The following is a 17882-nucleotide window of genomic DNA, read 5'->3' on the forward strand; positions in this document are numbered from 1 at the left end:
ATAAAGCCCGAACATATGTTCGGGCTTTATCTGTTTGCTGAGAATAATTTCCCAGTCTAACGCCTAGCCAGACGTGTTTTTATTATCTTGGTGCAAAAGTCGTTCATTTTTGTGTTTGTATAAACATCACCAGTAAAAATGCATTCTAAATATGACCTGTAAACCTGACTAATTACTAATCAGTCAGTCTCATTGCGTGCACTAATAATATTTCAGTCAGCAATAAGTTCAATTATAATCATCCTCGATATTAATTAAAAAAATAAAAAAATATCAAAACTAAAACAATTTCTTTTTAAAACAAAAACATAAGCTTAAAACCACATAAGTTTTAGTTTAACTAAATACAGGGACACTTGGATGAATTTTATTAAATTCTCCCCTAAACACATCAGGCTAATATGCAACGCTATGGGTTTGATGTGTTTCTTTTTGCTTGCTTTTCATACACACGCGAGTCAACACGACATATATAAAATTGGAGTCATGGTAGGACATACCTCAAAAAACAGCTCCAAGTCCAACACAGAGAAGATATGCATCCTTAAAAGTACAACAGATACGTTAACCAATACGTCTAAGGATGTTTCTGTAATATTTGTAGAAAACAACCGTTCGGCAAGTGGTAGTGCGCAAGCTGCCTTAGAGTTGATAGAAAAAGATGTGGATATAGCCGTTCTTCCACTGCTGTCAAAAGAAGCAGAAGCGGCTTCCGCCTTTCTGACTGAAGCCAAGATTCCATATATCACTTCCGCAACAGCAATGGAGGTCATTAAAGACACGAGTCTAGGTCTGTCTATAATGCCATCAAACTTATATCAGGCAGAAGTTCTGGCATCTTATTACTTGGCTCAGAACAACATGAATACTCTGCATATCGTCAATGCTCAGGCGAACCGATATTCAACAGAGGTATCAAAAGAGTTCTTACGCTTAGTGCTGACACAAAATCCCGAAATAGATGTACAAGTTCATCAGTTTACCTTTGAGTCTCAGAAAGAGATTGCTCAGAAAATAGACTCTGGAGATGTTATTTTCGCTCCACTCTTTAATCCACACATTGCCTCTTTCTATCATGAACTGGCGGTGACCGACAAAGAAAGCCTAACTATTTTAGGGCCCGACTCCATTGGCGGAAGGAAAGAGTTTTACGACATCATTGAGCAAGTTTCACCGAACATAAGCGTAAAGTTCCTAAAAAACTGGGATGGAGAAGTTAAAGGCCCCAACGAAAAACTGTTTAATTCCTATGCCAATACTTACTGCCCATTCGAATATACGTCATTTCTCAGTGCCTACTCTTTTGATCTAATCCAACTCATCGAGAGCCAAATTGACCAGCTCTCGACACTGCAAGATAAAAAACAGGCAATAAGTGTGCTTAAAAGTTCGAAATACAAAACCGCGATGGATGGTAAATCCATTGATATTAGCAACACAGGCCACAATAAAAAGCCAATGTACCTTTATCAGGTTACTAGCCAAGGCAATCAAAAAGTAACCACACTTTACGTCAATGAGAGCTCAGATGATAAATAGACGATTCACGGCTTCTCAATTGCTGGCAGTCGTTGGAACTCTGATTTTAGTCAGCCAACTGTGGCTGATAATCAGCAGTTTACAACTAGCAAAAAAGCAAGCACCTAATCACGATTTAGCCGGCGCATTAATCGTTGCTTGGACAAAAACAGATTCATTTTTAGATGATGTTTATACATTCAATATTCCTGGTATTAAATCCAGCCTCGAAAACTTCCTAACCGCTTATGAGAAATCAAACATCAATGCAAAGATGTGTATACAGGTCGCTGTGAGTAGCTTTTCTGTTGATGACCGGGACGTTTCTGAGCACTGTACCAAAGGCACCTCAATCGCTGAGCTTACTTCGAACGCCTCTCAGATAACCCTTCACTCAGGCTCTGTTCCGATCACTGTCGCGAGCAAACAGCTTGCTGCCGTTAGCTACTACTTGAGTCAAGGTAAAGATTTGACGTACAGCGGAGTCAGCAGCTCGGTTATCACATCCATAGTATTTGCTGAAATGCTGCTAATTGGTTCATTGGTTTGGGTGGCAAAATGTTTGCTCAGTCAAGGTAACAACAACCGTCAAACAGAAACTGCTCCTCCCCTAGACACACCGAGTGAAAAGCAGAATCTAAGCAACATACTGAAGATAATTAACAGTAACAAACGGGCTTTCGCTATTAACGAAGACATTACGTTAGTTAACTACAAGCACCCTTACTCTGAGGTGATCTACAAATCGGGTCTATCAACCAAAATTAAATGTTCACTCACCGATCTTGAGCAGTCGTTTCCAATTCCTTTGGTTCGGCTAAACCGCTCGACTCTGGTCAAGAAAGAGCTTTTTGAGAGCGATGAAAATATCGATATCAAAACCAATAAAGATGGCCACACTGTGAGCATCTGGATCAAAGGTAAGGAACATGAACTTAAAGTAAGTAGTCACTATCAAGACAACTTAATGCATTTAATTTCAAGAGGAACCTAAACTTGAAAACAACCTTAATTACTTGCGCGACGAGTGGAATGGGCAGCGCTATTGCTCAATCAATGTCTGGAAAGCTCATTCTTACTGGAAGAAATCATGAAAAACTAAGCGCACTATGTTCTGGTCTAAAGACCCCTTGTGAAGAGGTGTCTCTGGATTTCACTTGTGACGAAAGCATTGAGCAAGCGGCTTTCGCAATCTCAACTCATGAGAAGCTCGACCAGATCGTGTTTATCATCCCCAGAATCCCTCCCTCTTCAGAGCTATTTCCTGACAACGAGACTTGGCAAACCCTATACCAAAACTTCTTTATCCGCCCATTAAGTTTAATAAAATATCTGATGGAAAATGATCGCCTTAATCATGGTGCTAAGATCGTACTGATATCGGGGTTAAGTAGCAAAAACGCACTTACAAACTATAGTACCAATAACTGTCTTCGCTCCGCTTGGCTAGGGCAAGCTAAAACCATGGCGCTCGTCCTCGGAGAAAAAGGAATATCAGTCAATACGCTGTCACTAGGCGGAGTTATGACTGAAAGCTATACCAATAAGATGCACAACAAAGCGCAACAAAACGGTGTCAGCTTTGACCAACAAATAGCAGAAGAAGTCAGCAATATTCCGCTAAAAAAATACGCATCGGTTCAAGACGTCGTAGACGCTGTTAGCGCTTTACTTGGCCCACTAAGCAACCATATGACCGGACAGAATATTCTATTGGATGGCGGGTTCTTCAAAGGTTATTAGGGTCTGTTGACCTTTTGCGGTTAAATTTTGTTCGAGACAAAAGCGTTTTAATCGCGGCGAGAGGTTTATAGCCTAGTCATTCTAAGCAAAACACCTCTCAACAAAGAGTAAAACGCTTTTAGCCGAACCCTTCGGGCAGCGTTTGTGGCTCCTTTCTGCTGCGTTATCGGCTTATCAGGTAGAACAACTACAATTCAAAGCCTCTGCCTTGCATTAAGAACCCACAAACTGCTGCAAAAATCAGCTCAAAAGGTCAACAGACCCTAGTAGCTGTCACATTTTCGACATTGTTTGCTGCTAGTGTCGCGAGAAATTGCCGTATCAGAATAAGGGAACCTAACCATGTCCAAACCTTTGTACGTATTCGATCTAGACGAGACCTTAATCAATGCCGATTGTGCGATGATTTGGAATGAGTTTATGGTTGACAAGGGTGTCGCAACTGAGCCGGACTTCATCGAAGAAGACCAACGTTTAATGAGTTTGTATGCCGAAGGTAAGTTAGATATGCAAGACTACTTAACCTTCTCTATGGCACCGTTAGCTGACATGCCTGTTGAACAGGTGAATCTGTTGGTAGAAGAATGTGTAAAAACTCGTATTCTAGATAAACAGTTTCCTCAGTCTAAAACCTTAATCGAGCAACTATCTCGTGATGGTATTGATATGCTGATTATCTCTGCCAGTGTGACTTTCTTAGTTGAAGCGGTGGGCCGTCACCTAGGCATTAACTCCGCACTTGGTATCGATCTCGTTTCAGAGGCCGATCATTACACCGCCAAGATACAAGGTGTACCAAGTTATCGTGAAGGCAAAGTCACTCGCTTAAAGCAGTGGTTAAAAGAACGTTCAGAGTCGTATTCTGAACTGCATTTTTTCACTGACTCAATCAATGACTTACCACTGTGCCAATACGCTGATTACGCGTATTTGGTCAATCCATGCCCTCGTTTGAAAGCACACGCGAACCAACCAAATTGGACCATACTTAATTGGGGTTAACGCCAAGGTTTTGCTTGAACACATCACAATGGAATAACCCAAATCCAAAGAGCAACCTAGTGTTGCTCTTTTCTCTCTCCTACCCCAAACATTCACTAGGCAAAATCTAAATGCCAGTTTTCCTTTACTAAGTCGTATTTATTCAACTTTTTTAGCACAATCTCGTATAATTTTTATTCAACAATATAAAACCTTATCTTTCCTTGGTTGTTATTGAACAAGCAAAGCAGGATAATGTCAGGATCGGAATTTCTAAATTATATAACTATGACCGAATATCTTTTGTTGTTGGTCGGCACTGTGCTGGTCAACAACTTTGTACTGGTGAAGTTTCTGGGCTTATGTCCATTTATGGGTGTGTCTAAAAAACTAGAAACCGCTATCGGAATGGGGTTAGCGACAACGTTCGTTTTGACCTTAGCCTCCGTGTGCGCGTATCTCGTAGAGAACTACATTTTAGATCCGCTCAACCTGCAATATTTGCGCACCATGAGTTTTATTCTGGTGATCGCGGTAGTGGTTCAATTTACAGAGATGGTAGTACATAAAACTAGCCCGACTCTGTATCGCCTATTGGGTATTTTCCTTCCCCTGATCACCACTAACTGTGCTGTTTTAGGTGTTGCGCTACTTAACATTAACGAAAACCATAACTTTATCGAATCGATCATCTATGGTTTCGGTGCGGCTGTTGGCTTTTCATTGGTACTAGTGTTGTTTGCCTCTATGCGTGAACGCCTTGCCGCTGCTGACGTCCCTATGCCATTCAAAGGCGCATCAATTGCGATGATTACCGCTGGATTAATGTCTCTAGCATTCATGGGCTTTACTGGTTTGGTGAAACTGTAATGAGCTCAATACTAATCGCAATAATCGCCATCGCGGTTCTCGCCGCTATTTTCGGTGCGATCCTTGGTTTCGCTTCAATTCGCTTTAAAGTTGAAGCGGATCCTATTGTTGATCAAATAGACAGCATTCTGCCACAAACCCAATGTGGTCAGTGTGGTTATCCAGGATGCCGACCATACGCTGAGGCTATCGCCAATGGTGATGAAATCAACAAATGTCCTCCAGGTGGTCAGGCAACAATAGAAAAGCTTGCGGACCTAATGGGAGTCGAAGCAACCGACTCGGCGCACGACCTTGAAAACGCAGTAAAAACCGTTGCATTTATCCACGAAGATATGTGTATTGGCTGTACTAAGTGTATTCAAGCCTGTCCAGTAGACGCCATTGTGGGTGGGACAAAAGCACTTCATACCGTGATTAAGGACGAATGTACTGGGTGTGATTTATGTGTTGCTCCTTGCCCAACAGACTGTATTGAAATGATTCCTGTAGAAACCACTACAGCGAGCTGGAAGTGGCAGATGGACGCCATTCCTGTTGTTGATATTACCGATTCTGCGGCCAAGCAGAACAGCGGGAGTTAAGGACTGGTATGCTGTCATTAATCGAACAAATCAAAACTGGCGCCTTGTGGACTTTCCCGGGTGGTGTTCACCCAGTTGAAAACAAATCTCAGTCGGTCAGTCATGCACTTTCGCGCGCGGCTATTGCCGAAGAAATTGTCCTGCCGGTCAAACAACACATTGGTAAACCTGGCACTATTACGGTTGAAGTTGGCGAGCAGGTACTTAAGGGTCAGTCACTGACTAAGTACGACACTAGCTTTATGCTGCCTGTGCATGCGCCAACTTCAGGCACTGTGGTTGCTATTGAACCAAGAACCACTGCTCACCCTTCTGGTTTAAGTGAAATCTGTATTGTTATTAAGCCTGATATGGCTGACAGCTGGATCGAACGTGATGGCTGGTCTAATTATGCTGAGCGCACTCCTGACGAACTGATTGAAAAAATTCGCCAAGCTGGTGTATCCGGTATGGGTGGCGCAGGTTTCCCAACGGCGAAGAAAATTCAATCCGGTCTGGCAAGAACAGAGATTCTGATCATCAACGCTGCAGAATGTGAACCCTACATTACTGCCGACGATATGTTGATGCGTGAACATGCCCAAGAGATCATCCAAGGAATTGAGATCGTTGAGCATATCCTCAAGCCGAAAATAACGGTTATTGGCATTGAAGATAACAAACCTGAAGCAGTCAAAGCGCTACAACAAGCCGCAGAGCACAAAGACATCGTCATCCGCGTTATCCCGACTAAGTACCCTTCAGGTGGTGAAAAGCAGCTGATCAAAATCCTGACTAACAAAGAAGTGCCAAATGGCGGTATTCCTGCAGATATCGGGATATTAGTGCAAAACGTTGGCTCACTGCATGCGATTAAACGAGCGGTTTGCGATGGCGAACCACTGATAGAACGTATCGTGACATTAACCGGTGATACCTTTAAACAGCCAAGAAACGTTTGGGCGCTACTTGGCACGCCAGTGCAGGCTCTGTTGGATGAGTTTAGTTACAAAGCAGATAAGAAATTACCGCGCCTAATTATGGGCGGTCCTATGATGGGCTTTACCCTGCCTCATGCACAGGTGCCAATAACCAAAACGTCCAACTGTATTCTGGCTCCCACTCGCAAAGAGATTTTACCGAATCAATATGAAATGGCGTGTATCCGCTGCGGTCAGTGTGCCGAAGCCTGCCCTGCCTCTCTTCTCCCTCAGCAACTGGTTTGGCATGCCAAAGCAGAAGAGCTTGATAAATGTGAAGAGCTGAACATTAAAGATTGTATCGAGTGTGGTGCTTGTGCCTTCGTTTGTCCGAGTGAAATCCCACTGGTTCAATACTACCGCCAAGCAAAAGCTGAGATCCGTACTCGTAAAGAAGAAGCAGAAGCGGCAGAGCGCGCGAAGATTCGTTTTGAAGAGAAGAAAGCACGTCTTGAACGAGATAAAGCCGCTCGCGAAAATCGCTTCAAAAAAGCCGCAGATGACCGCCGTAAAGAGATGAAATCTTCTGGTGGCGATGATGCAATTGCAGCCGCCATTGCGCGAGTTAAGGCACAAAAAGCCCAACCAGCCACAGAAGAGAAGGCCGTTAAACCTGCTGTTGCTGCAGCGATTGCAAAAGCAAAAGCTAAACAAGCAGAAGCGATGCAAAGCGGTCAGGCTGAGCCTGATAACAGTGAAATGGCCAAGCTGCGTGAAGAACGTAAACGTCAAGCGAGAGAGCGTAAAGCAGAGAAAGCACAACAATCTGAACACACGTCAACAGACGACAAAAAAGATGCCGTCGCTGCTGCGATAGCGCGAGCTAAAGCGAAAAAAGCGCAGCAAGCTGGCTCTGACGGCGCTCAAGCACCCGCTACAGATAAAAAAGCTGCGGTCGCTGCAGCAATAGCCCGAGCTAAAGCGAAGAAAGCGCAAACAGAAGAAACTGACCAAGTGCCACCAGCTGAAGATAAGAAAGCTGCTGTTGCTGCCGCTATTGCGCGAGCGAAAGCACGTAAAGCTGAGCAGCAAACTCAATCTGAGCCTATTGAGCAAGCGCCTGCATCAGAAGCAACTGGCGAAGATCCTAAGAAAGCCGCCGTTGCTGCCGCTATTGCGCGAGCTAAAGCACGTAAAGCCGAGCAACAAACTCAATCTGAGCCTGTTGAGCCTGCGCCTGCTGCAGAAGCAACTGACGAAGATCCGAAGAAAGCTGCCGTTGCTGCCGCAGTTGCACGAGCAAAAGCACGTAAAGCCAAGCAGCAAGAGCAATCTGAGCCTGCTGAGCAAGCGCCTACTGCAGAAGTAACAGAAGAAGATCCTAAGAAAGCTGCCGTTGCCGCCGCTATTGCACGAGCAAAAGCACGCAAAGCCGAGCAGCAAGCTCAATCTGAAACTGCTGAACAAGCGCCTGCATCAGAAGCAACTGAGGAAGATCCTAAGAAAGCCGCAGTCGCCGCCGCTATTGCACGAGCGAAAGCGCGCAAAGCAGAGCAACAAGCTCAATCTGAAACTGCTGAACAAGCGCCTGCATCAGAAGCAACTGAAGAAGATCCGAAGAAAGCTGCCGTTGCCGCTGCTATTGCACGAGCAAAAGCGCGTAAAGCTGAGCAGCAAGCTCAATCTGAGCCCGTTGAGCAAGCACCTACTCAAGAAGTAGCTGAGGAAGATCCGAAGAAAGCTGCCGTTGCCGCCGCTATTGCACGAGCAAAAGCACGCAAAGCTGAAAAAGAACAACAAAAACAATTTGAGGAGAAAGAGTAGTGGCCTTCTTTATTGCCAGCTCACCCCATGCGCATAGTCGCAGAAGCACTCCTGATCTAATGAAGTGGGTGGCGCTTTGCGCTTTGCCAGGATTGGCAGCACAAACCTATTTCTTTGGCTGGGGCACAATAATCCAGCTTATTCTTGCGATTGTGATCGGTCTGGGTTTAGAAGCCTTGGTCATGCTTGCCAGAAAACGTCACCCAATGTCAGCACTACGTGATAACAGCGCCTTAGTCACTGCTTGGCTGCTTGCTATTGCGATTCCTCCGCTGTCACCTTGGTGGATCATTGCCATCGGGCTTATTTTCGCGATTGTGATTGCCAAGCATCTCTATGGTGGTATTGGTCAAAACCTATTTAACCCAGCGATGGTCGCTTATGTGGTACTGCTGATCTCTTTCCCAGTACAGATGACAAGCTGGATCTCTCCAAATGAACTGCAAGCAACGGCGATTTCGAGTGGAGATGCTTTTTCGCTGATCTTTACCGGATTTAACCTAGAAGGGCTTTCTCTCCAGCAAATCCGTACTGGTATTGATGGCATCACCATGGCAACACCTCTGGATGCCTTTAAAACAGCCTTGACGACGGGCAACACAGCTAGTGAAGCTTTAACCCAACCACAATTTGGTAGCCTAGCCGGTATCGGCTGGGAGTGGGTCAACCTTGCTTATCTTGTTGGTGGTCTCATTTTGATCAAGGTACGAGTGATCAATTGGCATATTCCAGTGAGCTTTTTGCTAAGCCTGACGCTAATCAGCAGTCTATTCATGATTTTAACTCCGGGAACGACGGCGTCACCACTTATTCACCTTCTGTCTGGTGCAACCATGCTTGGTGCCTTCTTTATTGCCACTGATCCTGTCTCTGCTTCAACGACAGTTAAAGGGCGATTGGTGTTTGGTGCATTTATCGGGGCGATGGTATTTATCATCCGCAGTTGGGGCGGCTTCCCTGATGGTGTGGCCTTTGCGGTATTGCTGGGTAATATGTGTGTACCTCTCATCGATTACTACACCAAACCAAGAACGTACGGTCACTAAGGTTTCATCATGTTAAATGCGATTAGAAAAAATGGTGTGGTTCTAGCGGTGTTTGCCTGTGCTTCGACAGGTGTCGTAGCGCTGACCAACTATTTAACTAAAGATCAGATTCAGCTGCAGGAACAAAAGCAGCTGCTTTCGGTGCTCAATCAAGTGATTCCTCACGAAATGCACGATAACGATCTTTATCAAGCTTGTACCTTAGTCAGTAACCCGGCTCTTGGCGCAGACTCACCGATGCCTGTCTATATGGCAACCATCAATAATGAACCATCAGCTTTAGCCATCGAAGCCATTGCACCGGACGGCTATAATGGTGCTATCAAAATTATTGTCGGTATCCAACAAGACGGAACCATTACCGGTACGCGGGTCTTAAGCCATCAAGAAACACCTGGGTTAGGTGATAAGATAGATTTACGTATTACCGACTGGATCCTCGGTTTTGCAGGTAAAACTGTCAGCGAAGACAATCTATCCGATTGGAAAGTGCGTAAAGATGGTGGTCAGTTTGATCAATTCACTGGGGCGACGATTACTCCTCGCGCTGTGGTGAAAGCGGTAAAAAATACTGTTGAGTACGTTAATACCCATCGCGAAAAAATATTGGCACAGCCACTAAACTGTGGAGGCAACCATGAGTGAGCATAAGACCTTAATAAAGAACGGCATGTGGGACAACAACCCTGCTCTAGTTCAATTGCTAGGCTTGTGTCCATTACTTGCTGTTTCATCGACCGTGACCAATGCTCTTGGGTTGGGAATTGCTACCCTACTCGTTCTTGTCGGTTCAAATGTGACCGTTTCATTGGTGCGAGACTATGTACCGAAAGAAGTACGTATCCCTGTATTCGTAATGATCATCGCAGCCCTAGTAACTTGCGTTCAATTGTTGATGAATGCCTACGCGTACGGCCTGTACCTTTCTCTGGGTATTTTTATTCCTTTGATCGTAACTAACTGTATCATCATTGGTCGCGCCGAAGCCTTTGCGTCAAAGAACGACCTACTTCCTGCTGCACAAGACGGCTTTTGGATGGGGCTCGGAATGACCAGCGTACTGGTCGTCTTAGGGGCAATGCGTGAAGTTATTGGTAACGGAACGTTATTTGACGGTGCAGACCTGCTACTCGGTGAATGGGCAACCTCATTACGAATCGAGGTGTTTCAGTTCGACAATAGCTTCCTGCTCGCCCTGCTTCCACCAGGTGCTTTCATCGGCGTCGGATTGCTCATTGCCGCGAAAAATGTCATAGATAAACAGTTAGAAGCTCGCCAACCGAAACAACAAAAACAAGCCATTGAGCGAGCTCGGGTGACCAATCAATAACAACAGTTTGAGCGTATCGCATCAAACGAAGCACTGGAAAGCAGCCTCAAATGAACAAAGATAAACGACGATTAATACTGGAGCGACTGAGGGAAAACAACCCTAACCCTCAAACCGAGTTAAATTGGAGTACACCTTTCGAATTACTGATTGCGGTACTTCTCTCAGCTCAAGCCACTGACGTAAGCGTGAACAAAGCGACAGACAAGCTATACCCTGTCGCTAACACCCCACAAGGTCTTTTTGACTTAGGAGTTGATGGCGTAAAAGAGTATATTAAAACTATCGGTCTGTTTAACTCAAAAGCTGAGAACGTCATTAAAACCTGTAAGATCATACTCGAACAGCATAACGGCGAAGTCCCTGAAAACCGTGAAGCTCTCGAAGCGTTACCCGGTGTTGGACGTAAAACAGCAAACGTAGTGTTGAATACCGCTTTTGGCTGGCCAACTATCGCTGTGGACACGCACATCTACCGCGTTTCAAATCGTACTAAGTTTGCAATGGGTAAGAATGTCGACCAAGTAGAAGAGAAACTGCTTAAGGTCGTACCTAAAGAGTTTAAGTTAGATGTACACCACTGGCTAATCCTACATGGTCGCTATACGTGTGTTGCGCGTAAACCGCGCTGTGGTAGCTGCATCATTGAAGACCTTTGCGAATACAAAGAAAAAGTTTATCCAGAAAATTAGGAGAGCACGACAATGTCAAATGGACGTATCCTGCACACCATGCTTCGCGTCGGTGATCTAAACAAATCAATTCAATTCTATACTGATGTAATGGGCATGCAGCTACTTCGTACCAACGAAAATAAAGAGTATGAATACACTCTGGCTTTTCTTGGTTATGGCGATGAGTCTCAAGGTGCAGTCATTGAGCTAACGTACAACTGGGGTACAAAAGAGTATGACTTAGGCAGTGCCTTTGGTCATATCGCTATTGGTGTTGATGATATCTACACAACATGCGACGCAATCAAAGCGGCGGGTGGTAATGTGACTCGTGAGCCAGGCCCAGTTAAAGGCGGCACAACTCATATTGCGTTCGTCAAAGACCCTGATGGCTACATGCTAGAACTCATCCAAAACAAGCAAGCATCAGCAGGCTTAGAAGGCTAGGGTCTGTTGACCCTAATTATCATTTCAAGTGATGTTGAAAATGGGACAGTATCACACTGTCCTATTTTTTTAGCTTTACTTGATAATAATTATCATTTAATCTCAAGCCTATTCGCGGTTAGGAGATTAGAACAATGGGCATCCAAGAGTGGGAGAAACATACCTTACTAGCAGACATGGCAATGAACGATGAAGATCACCTAAGAGGTATCCTTCATTATCAGCAAGCGCTTACGCTAAGTGAACGTATTGGAGACACCGAAGAGATCGATGTCGAAGATCGTCTAATGATTTCTGTAATTTCTTGCCACAATATGGCGATGTTTTGGCGTAACGTCGGTGATGTAAAGTATGAGCTAAAATATCTCCAACTCGCTTCTGAGAAAGTCTTAACTCTAGTACCACAATGTCCGAATACAGACTGCGACGCGTTTATCGACTCTATGGGCTGCTGTAAGAAGGCTCTGATTGAGTTTATGAAAAGACATCCCAATCCCAAGATTGCCCAGTTGGTACAAGATATCGATACCGCAACCAACTGTAACCTCATTGCTAAATTCCGTTTGAACTAATACCAATCGGGATAAATAGGTGTTCAGATAATTGCGCAGGAAAAATCGCTTAGAGCAAGGCATAGATTGCAGCTAGCTAGTAAATCTACCTTCAAAATCTATAACGACGCTATCAGCGATTTTCACCAGCAAGAATGAACAGATATTTATTTGGGTTGGTATATGCACACCAATCGGAATAAAAAAGGCCAGATACTATCTGGCCTTTCTCATATCCAATAGAAATTAAATTTGCGTTCTACCGAGCGAAATAACCACTCGTCGGTTTTTATCTCTGCCAATTGGTGAAGCATTGTCATCGATAGGACGTCGACGACCATAGCCTTGGACCTGAATTCGGTCGTCAGGTAGACCAAGAGATTTAAAGTACTCTTCTAGGACGTCAGCGCGGCGCTCAGAAAGACTTTGACTGACACTTTTACCATCTTCCGCATCGGTATAGGTCGACACCAATACCAAATCGATGTCTTGATTATGCTTAATGTACTCGGCAATTTGTGCCAATCGTTTCTGTGACTGTTTATTGAGTTCGACACTAGTACGATCGTAGTGCAGAATTGTAAAGGCAATGTCTTCAAAGCTGTATGGAAGCAGGTTGGCAACACAGTCGCTAAACACATTATACGATTGTTGGAACAGCACTGAAGAAAGGGCGACTTCTACACGTTGATCACGACTTCGCCACTCTTGATAGCTGAACGTTGGATAACGACCTTTCTCCAACTCACCCAAAATGTTCCAAGCGGTTTGACCACCGACATAGCCATCAAACTGTTGGAAGAAGCGGATGGTGGTCAATCTATCAGCACTGTCGCCAGGTCTCCAAGCGGGTGGCATGGAGATCAAGCTTACATCGCGAGTCTGTCCCATTGGGCGCTTCATCTTAAGCTCAAAATCGAGGTTGATTTTTTTGCTCGCATACGACGAAAAAACCGCATCGCCATAATTCGGAATAGGATGAACAAGACGGCATTCTAGTGGCGTATTGGCAACCATTTGCCACATGGACTGCTGAGGTTTGGCCACATAGTGTTTCTCCAACGCTAACGCATTGGGAGTAAACGCTGTTATTGCCATTGCAATACTAGGAGCCAACCACTTCTTCATAGAATACTTCATCTCTTAACTCTATTTGGGCCGCTATTTTTGCCACCCGATTACCTTCACAAATATCAATGCAAAAATCCCGCCAACTGATTTGTATAGGACAAATTACCAATGATTCATTTTCAATCAGCATTAACGGTTTTTCTCGCTTAAAGAATCTGCAATAATGCCTGCCCTGTCACATAATTTTAAGCACACATGACTATTGAAAACGAAGCATTGACGCTAAAAAAACGATTTCGCGGCTACTTTCCTGTCGTTATTGACGTAGAAACTGCCGGGTTCAACGCTAAGACCGATGCGCTACTCGAAATCTGCGCCGTTACTTTAAAAATGGACGAAAACGGCGATCTTGTCCCTGCCTCAACCATTCACTTTCATGTCGAGCCATTTGAAGGCGCTAACTTAGAAAAAGAAGCTCTCGAATTTAACGGCATTCGAGACCCGTTTAGCCCACTTCGTGGCGCAGTGACAGAATCTGAAGCTCTCAAAGAGATTTATAAGTTGGTGCGCAAAGAGCAAAAAGCCGCAGATTGTAGCCGTGCAATTATGGTAGCTCACAATGCAAATTTCGATCACAGCTTCGTGATGGAAGCGAGCGAGCGTAGCAAGCTTAAACGCGTCCCTTTTCATCCCTTCGCAACGTTTGATACTGCAACGTTAAGTGGTTTGGCCTATGGTCAAACAGTACTGGCTAAAGCATGCAAGACCGCTGGGATGGAGTTTGACAATAAAGAAGCCCACTCTGCTCTATATGATACCCAAAAAACGGCAGAGCTCTTCTGCGGTATCGTCAACAAATGGAAAGCCCTAGGTGGTTGGCCGTTGATTGATGCTACTGAAGAAGAAATAAAAGAATTAATGTAAACACAACACACGAGTAAATTATGAACCCTGTTGTCATTTCTGTATGTGTCATGCTTGCCTTAGCACTGATGCGCGTTAATGTCGTCGTTGCACTGACATTTAGCGCCATTGTAGGTGGTTTGGTTTCTGGCATGGAACTTAATGAAGCGGTTGCTGCCTTCGAAAGCGGGCTTGGAGGCGGTGCGACTATCGCACTTAGCTACGCCATGCTTGGTACTTTCGCTGTTGCTATCTCCCGTTCTGGAATTACCGACCTTTTAGCAAATAGCGTTATCAAACGTATCCACGGCAAAGAGAATGCGTCAGCTTCAACTGGCCTAAAATACGCTGTGCTGATTGCTTTAGTGTTAGTCACTATGTCATCGCAAAACGTAATTCCTGTCCACATTGCCTTTATCCCGATCCTCATTCCGCCTCTGTTAGGCGTGTTTGCCAAGCTTAACCTAGACCGACGTATGATCGCCTGTGTGCTTACCTTCGGTTTGGTGACACCTTATATGGTTCTACCTATTGGTTTCGGTGGTATTTTCTTAAACAACATTCTGCTAAAAAACCTGCACGAGAACGGTCTGGAAAATGTTGTCGCTAGCCAAGTGCCAGTCGCAATGCTACTTCCTGCGGCTGGAATGATTTTTGGTCTGCTTACGGCGATTTTCTTTAGCTACCGTAAGCCTCGACAGTACCAAGAAACAGAATTGACTCATGTTGAAGAGAACCCTAAATCAATCAACAAGAAAAACATTCTTGTAGCTGCGGCAGGTATCGTCGCTGCATTGAGCGTACAGCTTTCTACTGGCTCTATGATCATCGGTGGTCTAGCTGGCTTTATGGTATTTACTTTTGGTGGTGTTATTGCATGGAAAGAAACGCACGACGTCTTCACTAAAGGTGTTCACATGATGGCGATGATTGGCTTCATTATGATCGCAGCAGCAGGTTTTGCCGCGGTAATGAAGCAGACGGGTGGCGTTGAGTCGCTAGTTGAAGCGCTATCAACAAGCATTGGTGATAACAAACCGTTAGCTGCCCTGTTAATGCTGGTAGTTGGCTTATTAGTGACTATGGGTATTGGATCATCATTTTCAACCATTCCAATCCTAGCGACCATCTATGTGCCTTTAGCGGCTGCATTTGGCTTCTCACCAATGGCAACTATCGCGTTAGTCGGCACAGCGGCGGCGCTTGGTGATGCTGGCTCTCCGGCTTCAGATTCAACGTTAGGTCCGACATCAGGTCTAAACGCTGATGGCCAACACGAACATATTTGGGAAACGGTAGTACCGACCTTTATCCACTACAATATCCCATTGATCGTATTTGGCTGGATTGCCGCTATGGTGCTGTAGCTAATCTTTGCCACCTTATGGCACATAAATATAAAAAAAGCTGACATCATGTCAGCTTTTTTTTGTAGGTTCTATCAGCTCGTTACTACTCTGCTTGTTCAGCAACTGCTGCAATAACAGGCACCATATCTTGTAGTAACGCCTCTTCTACCGGCTTACCCGCCGAGTCAGTGACGTTAATTGAAGTACGGTTACCAAGGTCACCAAGTAGGAAAGTATAAGTTCCCGATGCTAGTCCCATTGGTTTCACGCCAATTTCAGTCCAAAACTCGTCATCAGGCGTCGCATACTTCGCTTTCACAGTACCTTGAGACTGATTACGCTCTTCAATAGTAAAGCCCATCTCTGGAAGTAGCGTTGGCAGACGTAACCAAAGTACATTGTATGGTGTACGAGCAATAATAACTGGGAAGCCACTGCGGTCAGAGCCCATAGAGATAGGGATCTGCTTCACTAACTCTTGCGCTTTACGCGCCGCTTCTTCACGAAGATCTTGGTCATAGCGTGCAGTCACTAAGTTCGTCATCAACGCGTTATAACGCTCTTTGTTGGTCGCGGTAACAGGCACCTGTTTACCACCTTCACGCCAATCGATCAGGGAAATCTTGAAACCATGACGGCCACCAACCAAGATACGTTCGATTGCATAACGTGAACCTACTTCAACCTCTTCGTCTTCTTCAGTCCATGTCACCCAATCGGTTTCTAGCCGCGTGTCTGTCTGCTCACGAACTGCTATGCCCTGCTCTTGAAGCATCTTCAAGGCAGTTTGCCAAACTTTATTAAGCTCATCTTCACGAAGTAGCCAAAGCGTTGTTTCACCTTGTTTGCGTTCAGCACGCGCGCCTGGGATTAGCTCTAGAATTTGCTGAGGAGAACGAATATCAACCTCTTTACCAATTCCTCCCGTGAAGTTACCTTGAGGAATATCGTAGTTGGTGTAGAACTGAGGCGTAGCACCATCGGCTAGCTGCCACTCTTTTAAAGGTGGCGTGTTCAAATATTCGAAGTCATCCTTTGCCTGACGACGCTGCGCTGCGCTGCCTGAGCAAGCACTTAAAACAAAAACAGCTAGTGAACTGACGACTAGCTGGTGAGACAATTTCATTGAAACTCCTGATACATACATGCCGGAGTGGTTTCACTCCGGCAATCCATCTTTAAATTTAGTAAATGCAAGCTTCCGTCATTGCTTGTGCCACAATTGGGCGGGCATTTTCAGACAGCTCTGTCAGCGGTAAACGCAGACCACCGTGTTCAATTAGACCTAGTTTATGCGCGGCCCACTTCACTGGAATTGGGCTTGACTCTACGAATAGGTTTTTATGCAGCGGCATTAAACGTTGGTTGATGATTTCTGCTTCTTCATACTTGCCTTCACTCGCAAGTCTGAACATTTTCGCCATATCTTCAGCGGCAATATTGTTGGTAACAGAGATAACACCATTACCACCTTGCTTAACAAATTCTAGGCCTGAAGAATCATCGCCACTTAGTAAGATAAAATCTTCGCCACAAAGTTCACGATGAATTGCAATTCTGCTTAAATCACCCGTCGCATCTTTAAGTGCAACAATGCTTTCAATCTCAGCAAGACGCGCAACCGTTTCTGGCAGTAAGTCTACCGCAGTTCGACCTGGTACGTTGTACAGAATTTGTGGTACATCGCTCTCTTCTGCGATCGCTTTGTAATGCTGGAACAAACCTTCTTGAGTCGGTTTGTTGTAGTAAGGAGTCACGCTTAAACAACCTGCGATGCCAGAGTTGTTTAATAGGCGGCTGAAAGTCACCGACTCATGAGTCGCATTTGCTCCTGTTCCTGCAATAACAGGAATACGGCCTTCTGCAAACTCAACCGTCTTCATTACCACCTTGACATGCTCTTCAATCGTCAGCGTCGCCGATTCACCAGTGGTACCCACTGCAACGATGCCATCACTGCCCGCTGCTACATGGTACTCCACCAGTTTCTTCAGGCTCACGTAGTCTACTTCGCCATCATGATTAAACGGTGTAATTAACGCTACTATACTTCCTGAAAACATGTCTTTCTCCCTAATTTAGATACTAATCG

General features: G+C 44.9%; 18 protein-coding genes. 15 read left to right on the forward strand and 3 right to left on the reverse strand.

Going from position 1 to position 17882, the window contains the following annotated elements; translation table 11 throughout:
* The first annotated feature begins 486 nt into the window (after nt 1-486).
* The 13 genes from AC6R16_RS05385 (at nt 487) to AC6R16_RS05445 (ending at nt 12488) form a co-directional block, all read left to right on the forward strand.
* Nucleotides 487-1539 (forward strand): ABC transporter substrate-binding protein, encoded by a 1053-nt coding sequence (locus AC6R16_RS05385; RefSeq protein WP_500673819.1) that lies wholly within the window; start codon nt 487-489, stop codon nt 1537-1539.
* Nucleotides 1529-2512 carry a hypothetical protein gene (locus AC6R16_RS05390; RefSeq protein ID WP_500673820.1) on the forward strand — a complete coding sequence of 328 codons (984 nt, stop codon included), beginning with the start codon at nt 1529-1531 and terminating at the stop codon, nt 2510-2512. The genes AC6R16_RS05385 and AC6R16_RS05390 overlap by 11 nt, the downstream gene beginning before the upstream one ends.
* A 2-nt stretch (nt 2513-2514) precedes the next feature.
* Nucleotides 2515-3261 carry an SDR family oxidoreductase gene (locus tag AC6R16_RS05395; RefSeq protein ID WP_500673821.1) on the forward strand — a complete coding sequence of 249 codons (747 nt, stop codon included), beginning with the start codon at nt 2515-2517 and terminating at the stop codon, nt 3259-3261.
* A 342-nt stretch (nt 3262-3603) separates the two neighbouring features.
* Nucleotides 3604-4263 carry an HAD family hydrolase gene (locus AC6R16_RS05400; RefSeq protein ID WP_500673822.1) on the forward strand — a complete coding sequence of 220 codons (660 nt, stop codon included), beginning with the start codon at nt 3604-3606 and terminating at the stop codon, nt 4261-4263.
* A 267-nt stretch (nt 4264-4530) separates the two neighbouring features.
* Complete coding sequence (rsxA, locus tag AC6R16_RS05405) at nt 4531-5112, forward strand: electron transport complex subunit RsxA (protein ID WP_004748403.1); 582 nt, start codon at nt 4531-4533, stop codon at nt 5110-5112.
* Nucleotides 5112-5696, forward strand: coding sequence for an electron transport complex subunit RsxB (rsxB, locus tag AC6R16_RS05410; RefSeq protein WP_494504612.1), 585 nt, complete (start codon nt 5112-5114; stop codon nt 5694-5696). The genes rsxA and rsxB overlap by 1 nt, the downstream gene beginning before the upstream one ends.
* A gap of 8 nt (nt 5697-5704) precedes the next feature.
* Nucleotides 5705-8419 (forward strand): electron transport complex subunit RsxC, encoded by a 2715-nt coding sequence (gene rsxC, locus AC6R16_RS05415; protein ID WP_500673823.1) that lies wholly within the window; start codon nt 5705-5707, stop codon nt 8417-8419.
* The gene (rsxD, locus tag AC6R16_RS05420) at nt 8419-9465 is read left to right on the forward strand and encodes an electron transport complex subunit RsxD (protein WP_004743380.1); all 1047 of its coding nucleotides are present in this window, start codon (nt 8419-8421) and stop codon (nt 9463-9465) included. Before rsxC ends, rsxD begins: the two co-directional genes overlap by 1 nt.
* A gap of 9 nt (nt 9466-9474) precedes the next feature.
* The gene (rsxG, locus tag AC6R16_RS05425; RefSeq protein ID WP_500673824.1) at nt 9475-10110 is read left to right on the forward strand and encodes an electron transport complex subunit RsxG; all 636 of its coding nucleotides are present in this window, start codon (nt 9475-9477) and stop codon (nt 10108-10110) included.
* A complete protein-coding gene (locus AC6R16_RS05430; protein WP_004743382.1) occupies nt 10103-10795 on the forward strand; it encodes an electron transport complex subunit E in 693 nt (230 codons plus the stop codon). Before rsxG ends, AC6R16_RS05430 begins: the two co-directional genes overlap by 8 nt.
* A gap of 50 nt (nt 10796-10845) precedes the next feature.
* Complete coding sequence (nth, locus tag AC6R16_RS05435; protein WP_004743383.1) at nt 10846-11487, forward strand: endonuclease III; 642 nt, start codon at nt 10846-10848, stop codon at nt 11485-11487.
* Nucleotides 11488-11499: 12 nt separating this feature from the next.
* On the forward strand, nt 11500-11916 hold the full coding sequence (gene gloA, locus AC6R16_RS05440; protein ID WP_500673825.1) for a lactoylglutathione lyase: 417 nt from the start codon (nt 11500-11502) through the stop codon (nt 11914-11916).
* A gap of 134 nt (nt 11917-12050) precedes the next feature.
* Complete coding sequence (locus AC6R16_RS05445) at nt 12051-12488, forward strand: DUF2753 domain-containing protein (RefSeq protein ID WP_004743385.1); 438 nt, start codon at nt 12051-12053, stop codon at nt 12486-12488.
* Between the two features lie 225 nt (nt 12489-12713).
* Here the strand turns inward: AC6R16_RS05445 and motY are convergent, their stop codons facing one another.
* Complete coding sequence (gene motY, locus AC6R16_RS05450) at nt 12714-13565, reverse strand: flagellar protein MotY (RefSeq protein WP_483051708.1); 852 nt, start codon at nt 13563-13565, stop codon at nt 12714-12716.
* A 228-nt stretch (nt 13566-13793) separates the two neighbouring features.
* Here motY and rnt point away from each other — a divergent pair, with 228 nt between their 5' ends.
* A complete protein-coding gene (gene rnt, locus AC6R16_RS05455; RefSeq protein WP_500673826.1) occupies nt 13794-14462 on the forward strand; it encodes a ribonuclease T in 669 nt (222 codons plus the stop codon).
* A gap of 20 nt (nt 14463-14482) precedes the next feature.
* On the forward strand, nt 14483-15808 hold the full coding sequence (locus AC6R16_RS05460; protein WP_494504609.1) for a Na+/H+ antiporter NhaC family protein: 1326 nt from the start codon (nt 14483-14485) through the stop codon (nt 15806-15808).
* Between the two features lie 85 nt (nt 15809-15893).
* Here the strand turns inward: AC6R16_RS05460 and bamC are convergent, their stop codons facing one another.
* Nucleotides 15894-16916: an outer membrane protein assembly factor BamC gene (gene bamC / locus AC6R16_RS05465; RefSeq protein ID WP_500641679.1), complete on the reverse strand. Its 1023-nt coding sequence runs from the start codon at nt 16914-16916 to the stop codon at nt 15894-15896.
* A 58-nt stretch (nt 16917-16974) separates the two neighbouring features.
* Nucleotides 16975-17853, reverse strand: a complete 879-nt coding sequence (gene dapA / locus AC6R16_RS05470) for a 4-hydroxy-tetrahydrodipicolinate synthase (RefSeq protein ID WP_494504607.1) — start codon at nt 17851-17853, stop codon at nt 16975-16977.
* Nucleotides 17854-17882 lie beyond the last annotated feature (29 nt).

Source organism: Vibrio sp. R10-SG3-ISO10 (assembly GCF_059834185.1).

Coding starts and splice junctions, on each gene's coding strand:
- AC6R16_RS05460 (WP_494504609.1), top strand. CDS start 14,483: ATGAACCCTGTTGTCATTTCTGTATGTGTCATGCTTGCCTTAGCACTG.
- gloA (WP_500673825.1), top strand. CDS start 11,500: ATGTCAAATGGACGTATCCTGCACACCATGCTTCGCGTCGGTGATCTA.
- AC6R16_RS05400 (WP_500673822.1), top strand. CDS start 3,604: ATGTCCAAACCTTTGTACGTATTCGATCTAGACGAGACCTTAATCAAT.
- nth (WP_004743383.1), top strand. CDS start 10,846: ATGAACAAAGATAAACGACGATTAATACTGGAGCGACTGAGGGAAAAC.
- rsxC (WP_500673823.1), top strand. CDS start 5,705: ATGCTGTCATTAATCGAACAAATCAAAACTGGCGCCTTGTGGACTTTC.
- rsxA (WP_004748403.1), top strand. CDS start 4,531: ATGACCGAATATCTTTTGTTGTTGGTCGGCACTGTGCTGGTCAACAAC.
- AC6R16_RS05385 (WP_500673819.1), top strand. CDS start 487: ATGGTAGGACATACCTCAAAAAACAGCTCCAAGTCCAACACAGAGAAG.
- AC6R16_RS05430 (WP_004743382.1), top strand. CDS start 10,103: ATGAGTGAGCATAAGACCTTAATAAAGAACGGCATGTGGGACAACAAC.
- rnt (WP_500673826.1), top strand. CDS start 13,794: ATGACTATTGAAAACGAAGCATTGACGCTAAAAAAACGATTTCGCGGC.
- AC6R16_RS05445 (WP_004743385.1), top strand. CDS start 12,051: ATGGGCATCCAAGAGTGGGAGAAACATACCTTACTAGCAGACATGGCA.
- dapA (WP_494504607.1), bottom strand. CDS start 17,853: ATGTTTTCAGGAAGTATAGTAGCGTTAATTACACCGTTTAATCATGAT.
- AC6R16_RS05390 (WP_500673820.1), top strand. CDS start 1,529: ATGATAAATAGACGATTCACGGCTTCTCAATTGCTGGCAGTCGTTGGA.
- rsxB (WP_494504612.1), top strand. CDS start 5,112: ATGAGCTCAATACTAATCGCAATAATCGCCATCGCGGTTCTCGCCGCT.
- rsxG (WP_500673824.1), top strand. CDS start 9,475: ATGTTAAATGCGATTAGAAAAAATGGTGTGGTTCTAGCGGTGTTTGCC.
- bamC (WP_500641679.1), bottom strand. CDS start 16,916: ATGAAATTGTCTCACCAGCTAGTCGTCAGTTCACTAGCTGTTTTTGTT.
- motY (WP_483051708.1), bottom strand. CDS start 13,565: ATGGCAATAACAGCGTTTACTCCCAATGCGTTAGCGTTGGAGAAACAC.